Source organism: Ruegeria sp. AB9 (genome assembly GCF_056542585.1).
Map to the genome: position 1 here is coordinate 238,875 of NZ_JBQGAA010000003.1, position 16,364 is coordinate 255,238.

Sequence of the window (16,364 nt, forward strand, 5' to 3'; positions counted from 1 at the left end):
CAAACCGATTTGAATAACGGCCTGTAAAAGAGCGCGACACGACAGGGCCACTTAGCTTGGCGGGTTGTTTTCACAGCCTTGATTTCGATGAAACAACTGGTAAAGGATGGCCTGCTTTGCCTCATATCCTTGAGGAGCTCGCCTGGACCTCTTATCACTGCCTCAAGATACACATTTAAGGTGCTAAATGACTACCCAAATCAACGTTCTCGCTCACCACAAATGTGGTACACGCTGGTTAAGATCAGTTTTGATACGAGTAGCCGACGACAACAACCTTTCCTTTCTTGAATCGAATGTGGGAGTTTTTGATCGACCCAACGTATCGATTTTTTTTGCGTCAAACTCGTTTTACCCCAATTTGGCAAATTCAATCGACCTGCCCACAATTCACGTGATCAGAAATCCATTGAACTTGATTTGTTCCGCCTATCACTCGCACCTCAAAACACACTCGCTCGATGGATGGGAAATACTCGAGGCTCAGCGAAACACTCTGAACAACTGCGGAAAAAATGAAGGGCTGTATCTGACCCTTTCGTTTCTCCAACAACTGGAGTTTTTCCCCAGAACGCCTGGTCCGCTCTGTTCGCTTTCTGCCTGGGACTTCGACGACTCCAAAATACTCACCTTACGATCAGAAGATCTATTCGAGGACATGAACGGGTGCTTGGGAAAGGCCTTGAAAAGTGTAGGCATTGATAACCTCGCGCTACCGCAAAACAGTGAATTCTCATTTGAGAAATTCTCACTGGGCCGGAAACAAGGCGTTGTTGACGAAGCCTCACACTATCGATCAGGAGGCCAGGTAGATACCTGGCGCGATGAGCTTCCTGAACCTATCATCGACTATGTGAGGACGCACTACAGGGACTTGCTTGAGCGTTTTTACCCAGAAACACTGACTTAACCAATTGCGTCGAGTGTTCGCGCAAGGCGCAAAGTCAGCGATAGCCTAGGTTGCGTAAAGGAGCGGTAGAAACTTGATCACGAATCGTGTTGCGTCCCGCCAGTTTCAACCTAACAAGGCCGATTTACACACGGCAATTCCCTGAGAATTCGAACTTCAGGGAATGGGGGGCTCACTGGTGTAGTCAAGGAGATACCGACCCTGAAAACGCTTAAAGAAAAAAGGCCGCCCCAAACGGGACGGCCTTTCTTTCACTGTCTCTCGAAAGAGGATCAGGCGGTCAGAGCGGCCTGAGCTTTGGCGACGATCGCGCCGAACGCTTCCGGTTCGTGCACGGCCAGGTCGGCCAGAACTTTGCGGTCCACTTCGATACCGGCCAGGTTCAGGCCGTTGATGAAGCGGGAATAGGTCAGTGCCTCGTCGTGCGAACGGACAGCAGCGTTGATACGCTGAATCCACAGCGCGCGGAAGTTGCGCTTGCGGTTCTTGCGGTCGCGGGTTGCATACTGGTTGGCCTTGTCGACGGCCTGACGGGCAACTTTGAAGGTGCTCTTGCGGCGGCCATAGTAACCTTTGGCGGCCTTGATGACCTTCTTGTGACGGGCGTGAGTTACGGTTCCACCTTTAACGCGGGACATCTCTTAATCTCCTCTTAGCGGTCGTAGGGCATGTAGCCCTTGACGATCTTGGCGTCGGGGGCGGACAGGGTGGTGGTGCCACGGGCGTCACGGATGAATTTCTTGGTCCGCTTGATCATGCCGTGCCGTTTGCCGGCCTGGCCTGCCATGACCTTACCGGTCGCAGTCACCTTGAAGCGCTTTTTGGCGCTCGATTTGGTCTTCATCTTAGGCATTTCCGTCTCCTTTTCCGGGTTCGGTTCAAAACGCGACTCGGCATGCCATCTCGGCCGGTCACGCGATCAGAAGCGCCATTTACGCAAGTTCCGTCATACTGGCAAGGGGGATTCGACCAGAATCTGTGGTTTTAGCGGGGACGGTCTGGCACCGGGGCGACAGTTGCCGCCCCGGTGGATTGGATTAATGCTCAAACTTGCGGATTTCACCGGTTTTCAGCCGTTCGGCGTAAGACGCCAATTCCTGACGCACCACTTTCATAAGGAAGTAGAGCGCGAAGACGTTCACCACAGCCATCGCGAAGATTGCCGCATCCGAGAAGTCGATGACCGGGCCAAGGTTGGCCGCTGCACCGATAACCACGAAGACGCAGAAGATGATCTTGAACACCAGTTCTTTGGTGTGACCTTCCCCGAACAGGTAAGTCCAGGCCTTGAGGCCGTAGTAAGACCAGCTGATCATGGTTGAGAAGGCAAACAGGACCACGGCAATAGCCAGGATAAAGGGGAACCAGCTGAAAGCGCTGCCAAAGGCGGCTGAGGTCAGGCTGACACCTGAATTGCCATCAACGGTCGCGATAGCGTTACCCGCTTCGTTCAGCATGTACTTGCCGGTTTCCGGATCAATGATCAGCTGCTGCGTGATGATGATCACCAGCGCGGTCATGGTACAGATCACGACCGTGTCGATGAACGGCTCAAGCAGCGAGACGAACCCCTCGGTGATAGGTTCCTTGGTCCGCACGGCCGAGTGGGCAATCGCCGCCGACCCAACCCCCGCTTCGTTCGAAAACGCAGCACGGCGGAAGCCTTGAATCAGCGCGCCCACCATGCCACCTGCAACGCCGAGGCCAGTAAAGGCACCTGCGAAGATCTGGCCAAAGGCCCAGCCGATCTGATCTGCATGCATGAAGATGATGACCAGCGCGGCCAGCACATACATCACACCCATAAAGGGCACGACTTTCTCGGTCACCCGTGCGATGGACTTCAGGCCACCGACGATCACAGCAAACACGATGGCAGCAAAGACCAGCCCCGTGATCCAGCCGGGATAATCGCCCACGATGCCTGCGATCTGCTGATGTGCCTGATTGGCCTGGAACATGTTGCCCCCACCCAGCGCGCCAAGGATACAGAAGATCGAGAAGAGAACCGCAAGGATCTTGCCCCCCGGCAGGCCAAGCTCAGCAAACCCTTTAGACATATAGTACATCGGGCCGCCCGAAACGGTGCCATCATCGTATTCGTTGCGGTACTTCACGCCCAGCGTACATTCGGTGAACTTTGACGCCATGCCCAGCAGGCCCGCGATAATCATCCAGAATGTGGCACCTGGTCCCCCGATCCCGATAGCAACCGCCACGCCGGCGATGTTACCAAGACCAACCGTCCCGGAAAGCGCCGTGGCCAGAGCCTGGAAATGGCTGACCTCACCGGCATCGTTCGGATCGGAATAGTCACCTTTGACAAGGCTGATCGAGTGTCCGAAAAAACGGAACTGCACGAAGGCGAAGTAAAGCGTAAAGACTGTAGCCGCGACCACCAGCCACCCTACGATCCACGGGAAACCAGTTCCCGGGAACGGTGCAAAGATAAAGCTGACGAACGGCCCGGTTGCATCGGCAAAGGCCTGATTGATTTTGTCATCAAGGCCCGGAGCCTCTTGCGCCGAAGCTGCGGTGGCCATCATGGCGGCAACCGCAGAAAGATACAGGTGTTGTAGCGTTTTCATTGATCTGCCCACCTCAATTTACAACTGTGACCGGAACGTCGGCATGCATCACAAGGTTCTGTGTCGAACTGCCGAAGATACGTTTCTTGATCCCATCAGACGAAGACCGGCCCACAACAATCTGAGAGCCGCCGTTTTCGACTGTGATGGCGTTCAGAGTTTCCGCCACATCACCATGACGAACAACGCCCTGCGCCGCGAATCCAGCCGCCTTCAGGGCATCAACAGCAGGCGTCACAATGCGCGACGTTGCCAGATCCACCTCTTCTTCGCGCCGCTTATGGCGCTGAGCGTTTTCTTCCGGTGTCTGAAACGTGTAAGGGGACCATTCGATTACATAAGCGACCACCAACTCGCATGTTCCGATCAGCTTTGCCAGGTCTTTGGCAAAGGTAATCGCACGTTCGCCGGTCTCTGTCCCGTCGAGTCCTATGACAATCTTTGTTGTCATCTCGTTCCTCCGTTATTGTTGTTAAGTCCGGGGCCCGTGCCCCCGGCAGGGCAGCCGGAACTTGAAACTTTGGCTGAGACTGCCCTTGGGTCAATTATCAGGAAATTCTACCTACGAATGAAGCCCATTGTGCCAAAGTCGCCCCTCCGAGTCAAATTTCTCTTAAAAATCAATATTTTCACCAGAAACAAAAAGAAAACGACCGCTTCACGAGCGGCCGTTTGTCAGTCTCTGCTGATGTTTCACATCAACTTTCTATTCAGGATCGGTACTATAGATCAGGCGTTCATCGCAGGGGGCCACACGCAGAATATTGGTTGTGCCCGGAACGTTGAAAGGCACACCGGCCGTGACTACGATTTGATCTGCTTCGGATGCAAATCCCCCGGCCCGCGCGGCTCGGGCTGCGTTGACCACAGCGCCCTTGAATCGTTGCAGTTCCGGCGTCATGACGCAATTGCACCCCCAACTCAGACATAGCCTGCGCGCCGTGCCCCTTTGCGAGGTCATGGCAATGATCGGCACTCCAGGACGTTCCCGTGCGGTCAACGATGCTGTTGTACCGCTCTGAGTGAAACAGCAGATGGCCTTGATGTCGGTCTTTTCGGCGATCTCACGCGCAGCGGCAACGATCCCGTCTGCAACAGTGGTCCCCTTGGCCGTGCGCGAGGCTGCGATGATCTGCGTATATGTCGGGTCAGCTTCAACTTCGATGGCAACCTTGTTCATGGTTTGCACGGCTTCGATCGGATACGCACCAGCCGCCGATTCCGCGCTGAGCATGATGGCATCCGTCCCTTCATAGATTGCGGTTGCCACATCCGACACTTCGGCCCGTGTCGGCATCGGGCTTTCGATCATGCTTTCCAGCATTTGTGTGGCGACAATGACAGGCTTGGCAGCCCCGCGGCATCTACGAACCAGCCGTTTCTGGATCGGAGGCACGGCAGACACGGGCAGTTCCACACCCAGATCGCCCCGTGCCACCATGATTCCGTCCGACGCATCAAGGATGTCGTCGAACGCCTCAACTGCGGCGGGCTTTTCAATCTTGGACAGGATCGCGGCGCGGCCATCGGCAAGCGCGCGGGCTTCGAAAACGTCCTTGGCGCGCTGCACGAAGCTCAGCGCCAACCAGTCGACACCCAGTTGACAGACAAACTCCAGATCGTCGCGATCTTTTGCTGACAAAGCTGCCAACGGCAACACTACATCAGGAACATTCACCCCTTTGCGGTTCGAGATCGTACCCCCAACTTCAACCGTGCAATTGGCGAAGTCCTGACCGCAGTCTTGAACGGTCAGACGGATCTTGCCGTCATTCACCAGCAGGCGCGCGCCTGGTTCAAGTGCAGCAAAAATCTCGGGGTGCGGCAGGCAGACCCGATTGATGTCGCCAGCAGCGGGGTCAAGGTCGAGGCGGAAAGCCGCGCCTTCTTCCAGCTCCTCTGCCTCATTGGCAAAAACACCAACACGTAGCTTGGGACCCTGAAGGTCGGCCAAAATGGCTATCGGGCTGTCCAGGTCTTTTTCAACCTGTCGAATGATCTTGTGCCGTTCGCGGATCTCATCATGACTGCCATGGCTCATGTTCAGACGAAAGACATCCGCACCAGCCTCGTGCAAGGCTCGAATGGTGTCATAGTCACTGGACGCCGGCCCCAGCGTCGCCACGATTTTCACATTTCTCAGGCGTCGCATTGGTATTGACCTCCTTACGTCATCTCAGGTCTGCAGATCAGCTTCCGCAAAATGTTACCGCAAACATCATTTCGATGCTTATTGCGCAATTCCCTTTTCAAAGCAACTGCCCTACACCTGCGGCAAACTAGATGACAGGCTCATGACATACACCCCGTTTTTCGTCCACGGTGCGGACCGCCCGTCGCGCTGGCTGATCACATGCGACCACGCAACCAATACTGTCCCCCCCGAGGTGAACGGCGGCAACCTTGGCCTGCCGCGCGAGGACATGGAACGTCACATCGCCTATGACGTCGGAGCGTATGAGGTATCGAAGCATCTGGGCGAAATCCTGAACGCGCCGGTGGTTGCCGCCAACTTCTCGCGCCTTGTGATCGATCCCAACCGCGGAGAAGACGATCCGACATTATTGATGAAGCTCTACGACGGCTCGATCATTCCCGGCAACCGCCACGCGGACGCAGCCGAACGTGAACGGCGCCTGAACATGTGCTACCGCCCCTATCACGAGGCATTGGCCCAACTGGCGGCGCTGCCGCACGCTGTGATCGTTTCGATGCATTCCTTTACGCGACAATTGCGCGGACGCGACCCGCGCCCGTGGCACATCGGCGTGCTGCACACCCCGGACGAACGGTTTTCGCGCCCCTTGGTCGACCGGCTGCAACGGGAAGATGACCTGTGCGTTGGCGTCAACGAACCCTATACTGGCGTGTTGCCGGGTGATGCCATTGACAAGCACTGCACCGCTTTTGGCCGTCCCAATGCATTGATCGAGCTGCGCAATGATCTGATTGCGGATCACGCCAGGCAGAGGGAATGGGCGGAGCGGTTGGCGGTGATCCTGCAGGACGCTCTGGCGGACAGCGGCCTTTAGACTTCCACTGTTGCAGTGCCGGCGAGGCAGGTTCATTCCCGTTGATCGTTGCACCCGTCGCGTTCTTGATGCCTCTGGTCGTAACCCCGCCAGCAAAGCTTCCACAATTTTACGATTGCCCACCCGACAAACAGGATCAGCGGAACAAGAAGCAAACCATATAATGCCTCAATAGGCTCGTAATCCAAGGGTGATGGCGAGAACGGCACGAACTTGAATGGTAAAGACATTGCTTGAAAACTCTCCTAAAGCATAAAACGCATCGCGAAACCTATGAAAAATCCGGTATAGCCTTACCTAGAGAAAGTAGCATCTGTGGGAAATTGCAACATGGACAAGCAAACCGAAATCGAACTTCAGGCCGCCGCGTTTCGCCGGTTGCAACAGCATTTGATGGAAGACCGCAAGGACGTCCAGAATATCGACATGATGAACCTCGCCGGGTTCTGCCGCAACTGCCTGTCACGCTGGTATCAGGAAGCAGCCAACGAAAAGGGGATCGAGATGGGCAAAGACGAGGCCCGCGAGATTTTCTACGGCATGACGATGGACGAGTGGAAATCAAACTACCAGACCGAGGCCAGCCCCGAGAAACAGGCAGCTTTCAAAGTCGCGTTCGAAGAGAATGTAACGAAAAAGGGCTGAGTCCAAAACAAAAATGGCCCGCCAGAACGGCGGGCCTTTTTTTTAGATCGCTGCCTTACGGCTTTCGTCCAGGTAGATCTCGCGAAGGCGTTTGGCAATCGGCCCCGGTGTACCGTCGCCCAGCGCGACCCCATCAATCTCGACCACGGGCATAACGAAGGCACTGGCCGAGGTTGTAAACGCCTCATCCGCCTCTTTGGCTTCGTCGATAGTAAACAGACGCTCTTCAACTTCCATCTGGGCTTCTGCCGCCATGCGCAGCACAGCCTTGCGGGTGATCCCGTGCAGGATGTCGGTGGACAATGGGCGGGTGACAATCTTGCCGTTCTTGACGAAATAGGCGTTGTTGCTGGTGCCCTCGGTCACAAAACCGTCTTCAACCAGCCATGCGTCGTCGCAGCCTGCTTTCTTGGCCATCATCTTGCCCATCGACGGGTACAGCAATTGCACGGTTTTGATGTCACGACGGCCCCAGCGGATGTCTTCGATCGAGATGATCTTTGCACCTTTCTGTGCAGCCGGACTGTCGGCCAATCCCGGCTTGTTCTGAGTGAACAGAACGAGGCTGGGCTTGGTATCAGCCGATGGGAACACGAAATCCCGGTCGCCGTCACTGCCGCGCGAGACCTGCAGATAAACCAGACCTTCCTCAATGCCGTTCAGCTCCACCAGCTTGCGGTGAATCGCCAGCAGTTCGTCCTTGGTGCAGGGCTCGGCCATCTCCAACTCGTCCAGAGACCGCTTCAGACGCACCGCGTGACCTTCGAAATCGATCAGCTTGCCATCCAAAACACTGGTGACTTCGTAAACCGCGTCTGCAAATAGGAAGCCACGGTCAAAAATGGACACCTTGGCCTCGGTCTCGGGCAGGTATTCGCCATTTACGTAAACGGTGCGGGTCATGTTTTGTCTCCTCAGCCCCAGAGCGCCGCTTTGGGCGGGTGAACTCCGGCGTCGTCAAAAGTCAGCGGGGTGTCGCGGTCTTCGGCCAACAGAAGCGGGCCGTCAAGGTCCGTTACCATCGCACCTTGCGCCAGCAATGTCGCAGGCGCCATGGCAAGCGAGCTGCCGACCATGCAACCAACCATGATGTCATAGCCTTCGGCGATCGCAGCCTTACGCAACTCCAACGCCTCGGTCAGGCCACCAGTTTTATCGAGCTTGATATTGATGACATCGTATTTGCCCTTCAGCTTTGGCAGGCTGGCACGGTCATGGCAGGATTCATCGGCGCAAACAGGTACAGGACGCTCCATCCCGATCAGCGCATCGTCTTCCCCTGCCGGCAAAGGTTGCTCAACCAGTGCCACGCCCAGCCGCACCAGATGCGGGGCGAGGTCGGCGTAAACCTCGGCAGACCAGCCTTCGTTCGCATCTACGATGATCTTAGAGTTCGGAGCACCGTCGCGCACTGCCTCAAGCCGGGGCATGTCATCAGGCGTGCCAAGCTTGATCTTCAGAAGCGGGCGATGCGCGTTCTCGGCCGCCTGAGCTTGCATCGCCTCCGGAGTGTCCAACGACAGTGTATAGGCCGTGATCTCAGGGCCGGGCACCGGCAGGCCAGCCAGATCCCAGGCACGCTTGCCAGCGCGTTTGCATTCCAGGTCCCACAACGCGCAATCCACGGCGTTCCGGGCAGCACCCGCAGGCAAAAGGTCTTTCAGCGACTGGCGCGAAAAATCTACAGGCAGACCGGCTATCTCGGCCTCGACCGACTCGAGCGTTTCGTCATAGCGCGCATATGGAACGCATTCGCCCCAGCCCTGATGCGCTCCGTCCGATACCCGAACCGTCAGCACCTTTGCTTCAGTTCGCGACCCGCGCGAGATGGTAAATACCTGCGCCAGCCGAAACACATCGCGAGAGACCTCTATCTGCACGCACCCGCTCCTTCATATTTTGCCAAATGCTTTTGCCGGAGGCGGATGAACCCGCCACCGGCACCTGTCTCAGATCACATCGCAGCCAGCGCGTCCACCAGCTTGCCCGAACCAAAGCGGAACGGGTCGGTCGCAGGCAGGCCCATGTCGGCTTCGATCTTGGCCAGATAAGCAGCGGCGTCCTCTTCGGACATGTGCTGCGTGTTGACCGAAACGCCGACGACCTGACAATCCGGGTTTGCTACTTTGGCCAGTGCCAGCGCGGTGTCGCGCAGGGTCTCTAAAGACGGCTGCTGATAGGTCGGCAAGCCGCGCATATGCTCACGGGTCGGTTCGTGGCTCAGGATCAGGGCGTCCGGCTGGCCGCCGTGGATCAGCGCCATCGTCACGCCAGAGTAAGACACGTGGAACAAGGAGCCCTGCCCTTCGATCAGGTCCCAGTGGTCGTCATCATTATCAGGCGTCAGCCATTCGATCGAACCGGCCATGAAGTCGGCAATGACTGCATCAAGCGGCACACCATCACCGGTGATCAGAATGCCCGTCTGACCGGTCGCACGGAAGGTCGATTTCATGCCACGCTTGCGCATTTCAGCATCCATCGCCATGGCGGTGTACATCTTGCCGACCGAACAATCGGTGCCCACGGCCAGACAACGCTTGCCCTTGCGCTTGATTCCGTTGGCAATCGGGTAATCGACTTCGGGCACACGCACATCGTGCAGCTTTTGACCGGTCGCTTCGGCAACGGCCACCAGATCGGGCTCATCGCGCAACAGGTTGTGCAGGCCGGAAGCCAAGTCAAACCCTTCCTCCAGCGCCATGACCAGAACCTTTTTCCATTCCTGACTGATCACACCGCCACGGTTGGCCACGCCGATCACCAATGTCTTGGCTCCGGCCTCTTTCGCCTCGGTCAGGGTCATATCTGTCAGGCCCAGGTCAGCCTTGCAGCCGTCCATACGGTATTGGCCGACGGCGTTTTCCGGGCGCCAGTCCTTGATGCCCACAGCCACTTTGGCCGCCAATTGGTCGGGCGCATCGCCCAAGAACAGCAGGTACGGTGTCTCGATCATTGCGGTCACTCCTTTGATTCCGGCTTAAGCTAGAGAAGCGGCAAAACGAGCGTTTCGCGTTTTGATCTGCGAAACACAGCCTACGCGCGATGTTCTTGCACGTTTTTTTGCAATGGCGCAAAATTCTTCGAAGTTTTCAAAGTGATTAAACTTTAATCACCCCTCCTTCAGCTTCTCGCATACTATATTCTGCAACCGCATTGCCGCAGGCGCACAATCGCCCTTGCGCCACGTTGCGCAATTTAATACCTCATTGAGCAGAAAAATCGCAACTTCATTACCCACACGAGGTCCAGATGAGCTTCCGCATCCAACCCGCTGCCCCTGCACGTCCCAATCGCTGTCAGCTATTCGGTCCGGGATCGAACACCAAACTGTTCCCGAAAATGGCAGCATCTGCTGCGGATGTGATCAACCTCGATCTTGAGGACTCGGTTGCACCTTCGGACAAGGATGCGGCCCGCGCCAATGTCATCGAAGCGCTGAACACTGTGGACTGGGGCAACAAATACATGTCCGTCCGGATCAACGGATTGGATACCCCGTACTGGTACCGCGATGTAGTTGATGTGCTGGAACAGGCAGGCGATCGTCTGGACCAGATCATGATCCCCAAAGTCGGCTGCGCGGCCGATGTTTATGCAGTGGATGCTCTGGTCACTGCGATCGAGCGCGCGAAGGGCCGTACCAAACCGATCAGCTTCGAGGTTATCATCGAATCTTCTGCTGGTATCGCCCATGTCGAAGAGATCGCAGCTTCTTCCCCCCGCCTGCAAGCCATGAGCCTTGGAGCCGCGGATTTCGCTGCTTCGATGGGGATGCAAACCACCGGCATCGGCGGCACACAGGAAAACTACTATATGCTGCGTGACGGCGAAAAACACTGGTCCGACCCGTGGCACTGGGCGCAGGCCGCCATCGTTGCCGCCTGCCGCACCCATGGCGTGTTGCCGGTGGATGGGCCGTTCGGTGACTTCAGCGATGACGAAGGGTACATCGCTCAGGCGAAACGCTCGGCCACGCTGGGTATGGTCGGCAAATGGGCGATCCACCCCAAGCAGATCGCGCTGGCCAATCAGGTATTCACCCCGTCGGACGAAGCCGTTTCCGAAGCCCGCGAAATTCTTGCGGCAATGGAACAAGCCAAGGCAAATGGCGAAGGCGCGACCGTCTACAAAGGGCGTTTGGTCGACATCGCCTCGATCAAGCAAGCCGAAGTCATTGTGGCACAGGCCGAACTGATTGCGGCGGGCAGCTAAGTCACAAAGAAAGGGCGCTCAACCGAGCGCCCTTTTTATTTTTCAACGGCCAAAGACCTCATTGGGCGTCCATGTGAAGCGCTCACCTTTTTTTCCTGACTTCATCATCAGGCAAGACGTTCCCAGTTTCTGATAGTAAACAATCTTCAATGGGTACCAGCCCGCTTTGGGCACTTCTACTTCGGTACGTTGATTGGCTTCACACCCTTGAATACCAGTTACGCGGCCAATCTGTTGACCACCAACCGAAGCTTCTATCCCGTCATTCGACCACGTTTCCAACTCGTAAATTCCGGGTGAGTCAAACCGCATATACCCTGTCACCTCGGCGGCAACATTGTAAGCCTGGTCGAACGTCATAACGTCCTCACCCTTACTGGTGTCCCTGTAATCCAACCCACGCAACGGCTTTCCGGGCTTCGCCTGAGACAGCAGGCTTTTTGCCTGACTCAGATCTCGGATCTTCTTATGTTGGTTGCCTGTACCATAATATTTCACGTTTAACCCTGCCTTCGGGGAGGGCTGTGGATTGGCAGGTTGCAGTTTCAGCGGGGCGGACAAAGCAACCCCGGCAACTACCGACATGGCAACTCCGGTCGCCACTGTTCGAACGAGTTTCATCATAATCTCCCTGTTTGCGTGCCGTTTTGGCTGGGCGTATCCCCTGGCAACGTCATTACTAAGACACTAGGCCCTGTATATTTGCCCTGCAAGAGAGTGAAGCTTCACAATTTAAGAGTTCACGCCCGCAAATCCTTGGGCGATCCCATGACCACATAGGATGTGATCGAGGTGACATGCGGTAGCGTTCCCAGCACCTCGGTGTGAAAAGTTTTGTACGATGGCAGATCGGCGCATTCGACGCGCAGCAGGTATTCGATTGTGCCCGTAATGTTGTGGCATTCGACAACTTCTGGGGCTTGTTGCAGGGCCCGTTCGAACCCTTCCTGAGCTGCTTTTGTGTGTTCGCCGAGACCCACTCCGATGTAAGCCACAAAGCCGACACCCATGGCCACCGGATCCAGAACTGCACGATAGCCAGTGATCACGCCGGCCTTCTCAAGCTCTTGAACACGGCGCAAGCAAGCAGAGGGCGACAGGCCGACCCGCTCGGCCAATTCCAGATTGCTGATACGCCCGTCTCGGGTCAATTCTTGCAATATCTGGCGGTTTATTTGGTCATTTTTCATCATAGATTGCAGAAATACCGGAAAGACGCACGAAAAAGCAATTACATTTGCCAGTACTCGGACGATACTCCGCAGCATGACTTACGACATTCTGCTGGCCCTGATCGCCTTTGCCTTTGTAACCTCGATAACCCCGGGGCCAAATAACCTGATGCTGATGGCATCGGGGGCGAATTTCGGCTTTCGACGTTCGGTCCCGCATATGTTGGGTATTGGCCTTGGCTTTACCTTCATGGTTCTGCTTGTCGGAGCCGGGCTGGTGCAGGTCTTTGACCGGTATCCGGTCAGCTATTCCATCCTGAAAGTCGTATCCGTGATCTACCTGCTTTACCTGGCATGGAAGATCGCACATGCCGCACCTGCTCAGGGTACCGAAACGGTTGGCGTACCCATGACATTCCTGCAAGCGGCCGCTTTTCAATGGGTGAACCCAAAGGCGTGGGCGATGGCACTGACCGCCACAACCGCTTACACGCCAAACCAGACCCTACACGCGATTGTTCTCGTGGCGCTGGTTTTCGGGGCGGTCAACCTGCCGTCGGTCAGCACCTGGACCTTTCTCGGACAGCAGATGGCCCGGGTTCTAACGAACCCGCGCCGATTGGTTGTTTTCAACTGGACAATGGCGGTGCTGCTTGTGGCCTCGCTCTATCCGGTTCTCTGGCCTGATTGAGTTACTTCAGGGGCAGACAGATTTCCGTCAGAAGGTCCTCGGGCGCGGTGTTGCGAGGGTCATTGAGGTAGATTTCATAGCAAGGTTGATCGGCTGGTTCTTCACCTGATTCAGGAAGCCAATTGCCAAACAGGCTGTGATAAGCCGCAGCGATCCCGGAATATGGCCCCTTGTACGTCAACACAGCAGTCTTGCCGCCTGGGATCGCCATCTCCTCCAGTCCATCAGGCACCGCATCACCACAAAACTCAGCACCTGCATAGCTACGCAGCTGATCTTCGGGCACGTCATCCGGACTATCGAGGTAAAGAGCCAGAACAGGCCCGACCTGCGGCCAAAGCTGGCGGGACTCGCACATGGCCCCGAATGCCTCAAAGCTTTTGCCGATTTCGGAATACGCACCTTGATGCGGCAATGCAATGACACGGCGGGCGGGTTCTGTTCGGGTGGTAATCGGGTGCATTGGATAGTCTCCGGTTCTGAAATTGGGATGGGCCGGCATGAACTGTCCGGCCTTGCGAAAGGCAGCAGGGCTGCTGCCGTAGGCCTCGGAAAAGGCCCGTGCAAAAGAGGTAGGGTTGGGATACCCGACAGACAGCGCAATATCGGGAATGGCCCGATCCGACCGCACCAGACATGTGGCCGCTCGGTGCAATCGTATACGACGCACTGCCTGAGCACATGTTTCACCAGTCAGGGCGCGAAATACCCTGTGCCAGTGAAACCGGGACATGGCGGCAACGTCGGCCAGCGCATCCAGCGACAAGTCCCCAGCGGGGTTGTCATGAATATACGCCAAGACGCGCAACACGCGGTCTTCATAGCTGGTGGCCATCGGTGTCCTTCCTTCTCTTTGCTCACCTGAGATTGCATATCCTCAACACACAAATCTTGCTGAGTTGCATCCGGAGCAACGTCAGGCCATATAGCAGAGAACTTTCGCGTTGAGAGGCGTCATGACCCAGTATCTGGATTTCGAAAAACCGCTGGCCGAGATCGAAGGCAAAGCTGAAGAGCTGCGTGCGCTGGCCCGCACCAACGAAGAGATGGACGTGGCCGAAGAGGCCGCCGCGTTGGATGCCAAAGCCGCCAAGCTTCTGGATGAGCTTTATGCCGATCTGACGCCCTGGCGGAAATGTCAGGTGGCGCGTCACCCGGAACGCCCTCATTGCAACAATTACGTGGACGCTCTGTTCACCGAATTCACCCCACTTGCCGGTGATCGCAATTTTGCCGACGATCTGGCTGTGATTGGCGGGCTTGCACGCTTCAACGATCAACCGGTCATGGTGATCGGTCATGAAAAAGGCAGCGATACCAAATCGCGGATCGAACGGAATTTCGGCATGGCCCGCCCCGAAGGCTATCGTAAAGCGGTTCGTCTGATGGAGATGGCCGGGCGGTTTGGTTTGCCCGTGATCACCCTGATCGACACTGCCGGCGCCTATCCCGGCAAAGGAGCTGAGGAACGCGGTCAGTCCGAGGCGATTGCCCGGTCGACCGAGATGTGCCTGAAAATCGGTGTGCCTCTGGTCTCGGTCATCATCGGCGAAGGCGGTTCGGGCGGAGCCGTGGCCTTTGCCACCGCCAACCGCGTGGCGATGCTGGAACACTCGGTATATTCGGTGATCTCACCGGAAGGCTGCGCATCGATTCTGTGGAAAGATGCCGAGAAGATGCGCGAAGCAGCCGAGGCGCTGCGTCTGACTGCTCAGGATCTACACAAGCTTGGCGTCTGCGACCGGATCATCCCTGAGCCTAAGGGTGGTGCACATCGCGATCGCCCGGCAGCTGTCGAGGCCGTGCGCGAGGCGATTACAGCCATGCTGGCGGAGCTGGACGGCAAAGATGCGGCGGGCCTGATTCAGGACCGCCGACAAAAATTCCTGGATATCGGCTCGAAAGGGTTGGCGGCGTAACCGTCAGCCGCCCAACCTACGCAATAGCGCAACCGAAGGTTCTCCGGTAGCTGCCAGGCCATTGGCGTTTTGATAGGCGCTGATGGCTGATGTCGTGTTTTTGCCGATCACGCCATCCGCGCCCTTTGTATCATACCCTGCCGACGTCAGCCGACGTTGCAATTCCTTGCGGTCCTCCAAAGTCAGACCGTTTGCATCTGGCCCGAACGACGCCTGAAACGGCGTACCGCCCGCAATCCTGTCCGCCAGATGACCGACACCGATCGCGTAACTGTCCGAGTTGTTGTAGCGCTTGATGACCTGAAAATTACGGAAGACAGCAATGCGTGGCCCCGGTGTCTGCGGTTGCAATACGGCCACCGGAGTACCGGAAACGGTCCCGGCCTCTCCGCCCCAGGGTTGTCCCCGCACCCAACCGGCGCGCGCCAGATAGGCGGCGGTCGAGGCCAGCGAGTCCGTCGGATCATCAGACCAGATATCCCGCCGCCCGTCGCCGGTGAAATCCACTGCATAAGCCAGGTACGAGGTCGGAATGAACTGAGTGTGCCCCATCGCACCGGCCCAGCTGCCGGTCATGTTGGCAGGCGTGGTATCGCCATTCTGAAGGATCTTCATCGCCGCGACCAACTGGCTTTCAAAGAATTGGCCACGTCGGCCGTCATAGGCCAATGTTGACAGCGCAGACACAACCGGAACATCCCCGCGACGCGCGCCGTAGCGGCTTTCCAACCCCCAGACTGCAACAACGATTTCCTTATCCACCCCGTATTGCGCCTCAATCTGTGACAGGGTGCCGTTATATTGCCGAAGCATTTTCTGGCCTGTGCTGATCCGCTCGTCCGAAGCAGCAATGGCCAGATAGTCTTCGAGCGAGCGCTTGAACTCGACCTGATTGCGGTCCCGCTCAATTACTTCCGGCAGGTATCCTGCCCCCTGAAACGCGCGATCTATGGTGGATTGAGAAATTCCGTGCGATGCCGCCCTGCCCTTGAATCCGGCAACCCAGGCATCCCAACCGGCATTGGGAACTGTTCGCATACGGGATGCGGGTGCGTTGGACGGCGTGCTGCCGCCCGTGCACGCAGCCAATAACGTTGATCCGAGGCAAAAGGAAAAAGTCCGGCGTGTGATCATGATTGAGGTCTGCTCTTGTTTGTGATTTGCCTCAAGAGTAACGCAGCCGGGGTGCGCA

The 16,364-nt window shown here is 56.7% G+C and carries 18 protein-coding genes; 6 read left to right on the top strand and 12 right to left on the bottom strand.

All coding sequences use genetic code 11. The features are described 5' to 3' along the window. Positions 1-187 precede the first annotated feature (187 nt). The gene (locus ACR0K5_RS10300; RefSeq protein ID WP_480629611.1) at positions 188-910 is read left to right on the top strand and encodes a sulfotransferase domain-containing protein; all 723 of its coding nucleotides are present in this window, start codon (positions 188-190) and stop codon (positions 908-910) included. Positions 911-1,182: 272 nt separating this feature from the next. On the opposite strand, the gene rplT is transcribed toward ACR0K5_RS10300, so the two are convergent. From rplT to pyk, 5 genes are all read right to left on the bottom strand, one after another. Next, complete coding sequence (rplT, locus tag ACR0K5_RS10305) at positions 1,183-1,548, bottom strand: 50S ribosomal protein L20 (RefSeq protein ID WP_152457001.1); 366 nt, start codon at positions 1,546-1,548, stop codon at positions 1,183-1,185. 14 nt (positions 1,549-1,562) lie between these two features. Beyond that, on the bottom strand, positions 1,563-1,763 hold the full coding sequence (gene rpmI / locus ACR0K5_RS10310; protein WP_005981143.1) for a 50S ribosomal protein L35: 201 nt from the start codon (positions 1,761-1,763) through the stop codon (positions 1,563-1,565). Between the two features lie 184 nt (positions 1,764-1,947). After that, on the bottom strand, positions 1,948-3,498 hold the full coding sequence (locus tag ACR0K5_RS10315; RefSeq protein WP_480629612.1) for an alanine/glycine:cation symporter family protein: 1,551 nt from the start codon (positions 3,496-3,498) through the stop codon (positions 1,948-1,950). Positions 3,499-3,511: 13 nt separating this feature from the next. Then, positions 3,512-3,949 (bottom strand): universal stress protein, encoded by a 438-nt coding sequence (locus tag ACR0K5_RS10320; protein ID WP_480629613.1) that lies wholly within the window; start codon positions 3,947-3,949, stop codon positions 3,512-3,514. A gap of 255 nt (positions 3,950-4,204) precedes the next feature. Next, positions 4,205-5,650, bottom strand: coding sequence for a pyruvate kinase (gene pyk / locus ACR0K5_RS10325; protein ID WP_480629614.1), 1,446 nt, complete (start codon positions 5,648-5,650; stop codon positions 4,205-4,207). A gap of 142 nt (positions 5,651-5,792) precedes the next feature. On the opposite strand from pyk, the gene ACR0K5_RS10330 reads away from it, so the two are divergent. Then, positions 5,793-6,530: an N-formylglutamate amidohydrolase gene (locus tag ACR0K5_RS10330; protein ID WP_480629615.1), complete on the top strand. Its 738-nt coding sequence runs from the start codon at positions 5,793-5,795 to the stop codon at positions 6,528-6,530. A gap of 330 nt (positions 6,531-6,860) precedes the next feature. Then, on the top strand, positions 6,861-7,175 hold the full coding sequence (locus ACR0K5_RS10335; protein ID WP_480629616.1) for a DUF1244 domain-containing protein: 315 nt from the start codon (positions 6,861-6,863) through the stop codon (positions 7,173-7,175). A 42-nt stretch (positions 7,176-7,217) separates the two neighbouring features. On the opposite strand, the gene ACR0K5_RS10340 is transcribed toward ACR0K5_RS10335, so the two are convergent. The 3 genes from ACR0K5_RS10340 to dgcN form a co-directional block, all read right to left on the bottom strand. Beyond that, positions 7,218-8,078, bottom strand: a complete 861-nt coding sequence (locus ACR0K5_RS10340; protein ID WP_480629617.1) for a D-amino-acid transaminase — start codon at positions 8,076-8,078, stop codon at positions 7,218-7,220. 11 nt (positions 8,079-8,089) lie between these two features. Then, a complete protein-coding gene (dgcA, locus tag ACR0K5_RS10345; protein ID WP_480629618.1) occupies positions 8,090-9,055 on the bottom strand; it encodes an N-acetyl-D-Glu racemase DgcA in 966 nt (321 codons plus the stop codon). Positions 9,056-9,129: 74 nt separating this feature from the next. Then, positions 9,130-10,131 carry an N-acetyltransferase DgcN gene (dgcN, locus tag ACR0K5_RS10350; RefSeq protein WP_480629619.1) on the bottom strand — a complete coding sequence of 334 codons (1,002 nt, stop codon included), beginning with the start codon at positions 10,129-10,131 and terminating at the stop codon, positions 9,130-9,132. Between the two features lie 296 nt (positions 10,132-10,427). Here dgcN and ACR0K5_RS10355 point away from each other — a divergent pair, with 296 nt between their 5' ends. After that, a complete protein-coding gene (locus ACR0K5_RS10355) occupies positions 10,428-11,390 on the top strand; it encodes an L-malyl-CoA/beta-methylmalyl-CoA lyase (RefSeq protein WP_480629620.1) in 963 nt (320 codons plus the stop codon). Positions 11,391-11,432: 42 nt separating this feature from the next. Here the strand turns inward: ACR0K5_RS10355 and ACR0K5_RS10360 are convergent, their stop codons facing one another. Then, a complete protein-coding gene (locus ACR0K5_RS10360; protein ID WP_480629621.1) occupies positions 11,433-12,011 on the bottom strand; it encodes a PA14 domain-containing protein in 579 nt (192 codons plus the stop codon). A gap of 119 nt (positions 12,012-12,130) precedes the next feature. Continuing rightward, positions 12,131-12,583: an Lrp/AsnC family transcriptional regulator gene (locus tag ACR0K5_RS10365; protein ID WP_480629622.1), complete on the bottom strand. Its 453-nt coding sequence runs from the start codon at positions 12,581-12,583 to the stop codon at positions 12,131-12,133. A gap of 73 nt (positions 12,584-12,656) precedes the next feature. On the opposite strand from ACR0K5_RS10365, the gene ACR0K5_RS10370 reads away from it, so the two are divergent. Further along, entirely contained in the window at positions 12,657-13,253 is a 597-nt protein-coding gene (locus tag ACR0K5_RS10370; protein WP_480629623.1) for a LysE family translocator, read from the top strand. 1 nt (position 13,254) lies between these two features. Here the strand turns inward: ACR0K5_RS10370 and ACR0K5_RS10375 are convergent, their stop codons facing one another. Beyond that, positions 13,255-14,088: an AraC family transcriptional regulator gene (locus tag ACR0K5_RS10375; protein ID WP_480629624.1), complete on the bottom strand. Its 834-nt coding sequence runs from the start codon at positions 14,086-14,088 to the stop codon at positions 13,255-13,257. A 121-nt stretch (positions 14,089-14,209) separates the two neighbouring features. Between ACR0K5_RS10375 and ACR0K5_RS10380 the strand changes: the two genes are divergently transcribed. Further along, complete coding sequence (locus ACR0K5_RS10380) at positions 14,210-15,172, top strand: acetyl-CoA carboxylase carboxyltransferase subunit alpha (RefSeq protein WP_480629625.1); 963 nt, start codon at positions 14,210-14,212, stop codon at positions 15,170-15,172. Between the two features lie 3 nt (positions 15,173-15,175). Here the strand turns inward: ACR0K5_RS10380 and ACR0K5_RS10385 are convergent, their stop codons facing one another. Beyond that, positions 15,176-16,306 carry a lytic murein transglycosylase gene (locus ACR0K5_RS10385; RefSeq protein WP_480629626.1) on the bottom strand — a complete coding sequence of 377 codons (1,131 nt, stop codon included), beginning with the start codon at positions 16,304-16,306 and terminating at the stop codon, positions 15,176-15,178. Positions 16,307-16,364: the final 58 nt, after the last annotated feature.

Coding starts and splice junctions, on each gene's coding strand:
- rpmI (WP_005981143.1), bottom strand. CDS start 1,763: ATGCCTAAGATGAAGACCAAATCGAGCGCCAAAAAGCGCTTCAAGGTG.
- ACR0K5_RS10365 (WP_480629622.1), bottom strand. CDS start 12,583: ATGATGAAAAATGACCAAATAAACCGCCAGATATTGCAAGAATTGACC.
- ACR0K5_RS10330 (WP_480629615.1), top strand. CDS start 5,793: ATGACATACACCCCGTTTTTCGTCCACGGTGCGGACCGCCCGTCGCGC.
- rplT (WP_152457001.1), bottom strand. CDS start 1,548: ATGTCCCGCGTTAAAGGTGGAACCGTAACTCACGCCCGTCACAAGAAG.
- ACR0K5_RS10300 (WP_480629611.1), top strand. CDS start 188: ATGACTACCCAAATCAACGTTCTCGCTCACCACAAATGTGGTACACGC.
- ACR0K5_RS10380 (WP_480629625.1), top strand. CDS start 14,210: ATGACCCAGTATCTGGATTTCGAAAAACCGCTGGCCGAGATCGAAGGC.
- ACR0K5_RS10355 (WP_480629620.1), top strand. CDS start 10,428: ATGAGCTTCCGCATCCAACCCGCTGCCCCTGCACGTCCCAATCGCTGT.
- ACR0K5_RS10315 (WP_480629612.1), bottom strand. CDS start 3,498: ATGAAAACGCTACAACACCTGTATCTTTCTGCGGTTGCCGCCATGATG.
- pyk (WP_480629614.1), bottom strand. CDS start 5,650: ATGCGACGCCTGAGAAATGTGAAAATCGTGGCGACGCTGGGGCCGGCG.
- ACR0K5_RS10370 (WP_480629623.1), top strand. CDS start 12,657: ATGACTTACGACATTCTGCTGGCCCTGATCGCCTTTGCCTTTGTAACC.
- ACR0K5_RS10335 (WP_480629616.1), top strand. CDS start 6,861: ATGGACAAGCAAACCGAAATCGAACTTCAGGCCGCCGCGTTTCGCCGG.
- dgcN (WP_480629619.1), bottom strand. CDS start 10,131: ATGATCGAGACACCGTACCTGCTGTTCTTGGGCGATGCGCCCGACCAA.
- ACR0K5_RS10320 (WP_480629613.1), bottom strand. CDS start 3,949: ATGACAACAAAGATTGTCATAGGACTCGACGGGACAGAGACCGGCGAA.
- ACR0K5_RS10385 (WP_480629626.1), bottom strand. CDS start 16,306: ATGATCACACGCCGGACTTTTTCCTTTTGCCTCGGATCAACGTTATTG.
- ACR0K5_RS10360 (WP_480629621.1), bottom strand. CDS start 12,011: ATGAAACTCGTTCGAACAGTGGCGACCGGAGTTGCCATGTCGGTAGTT.
- ACR0K5_RS10375 (WP_480629624.1), bottom strand. CDS start 14,088: ATGGCCACCAGCTATGAAGACCGCGTGTTGCGCGTCTTGGCGTATATT.
- ACR0K5_RS10340 (WP_480629617.1), bottom strand. CDS start 8,078: ATGACCCGCACCGTTTACGTAAATGGCGAATACCTGCCCGAGACCGAG.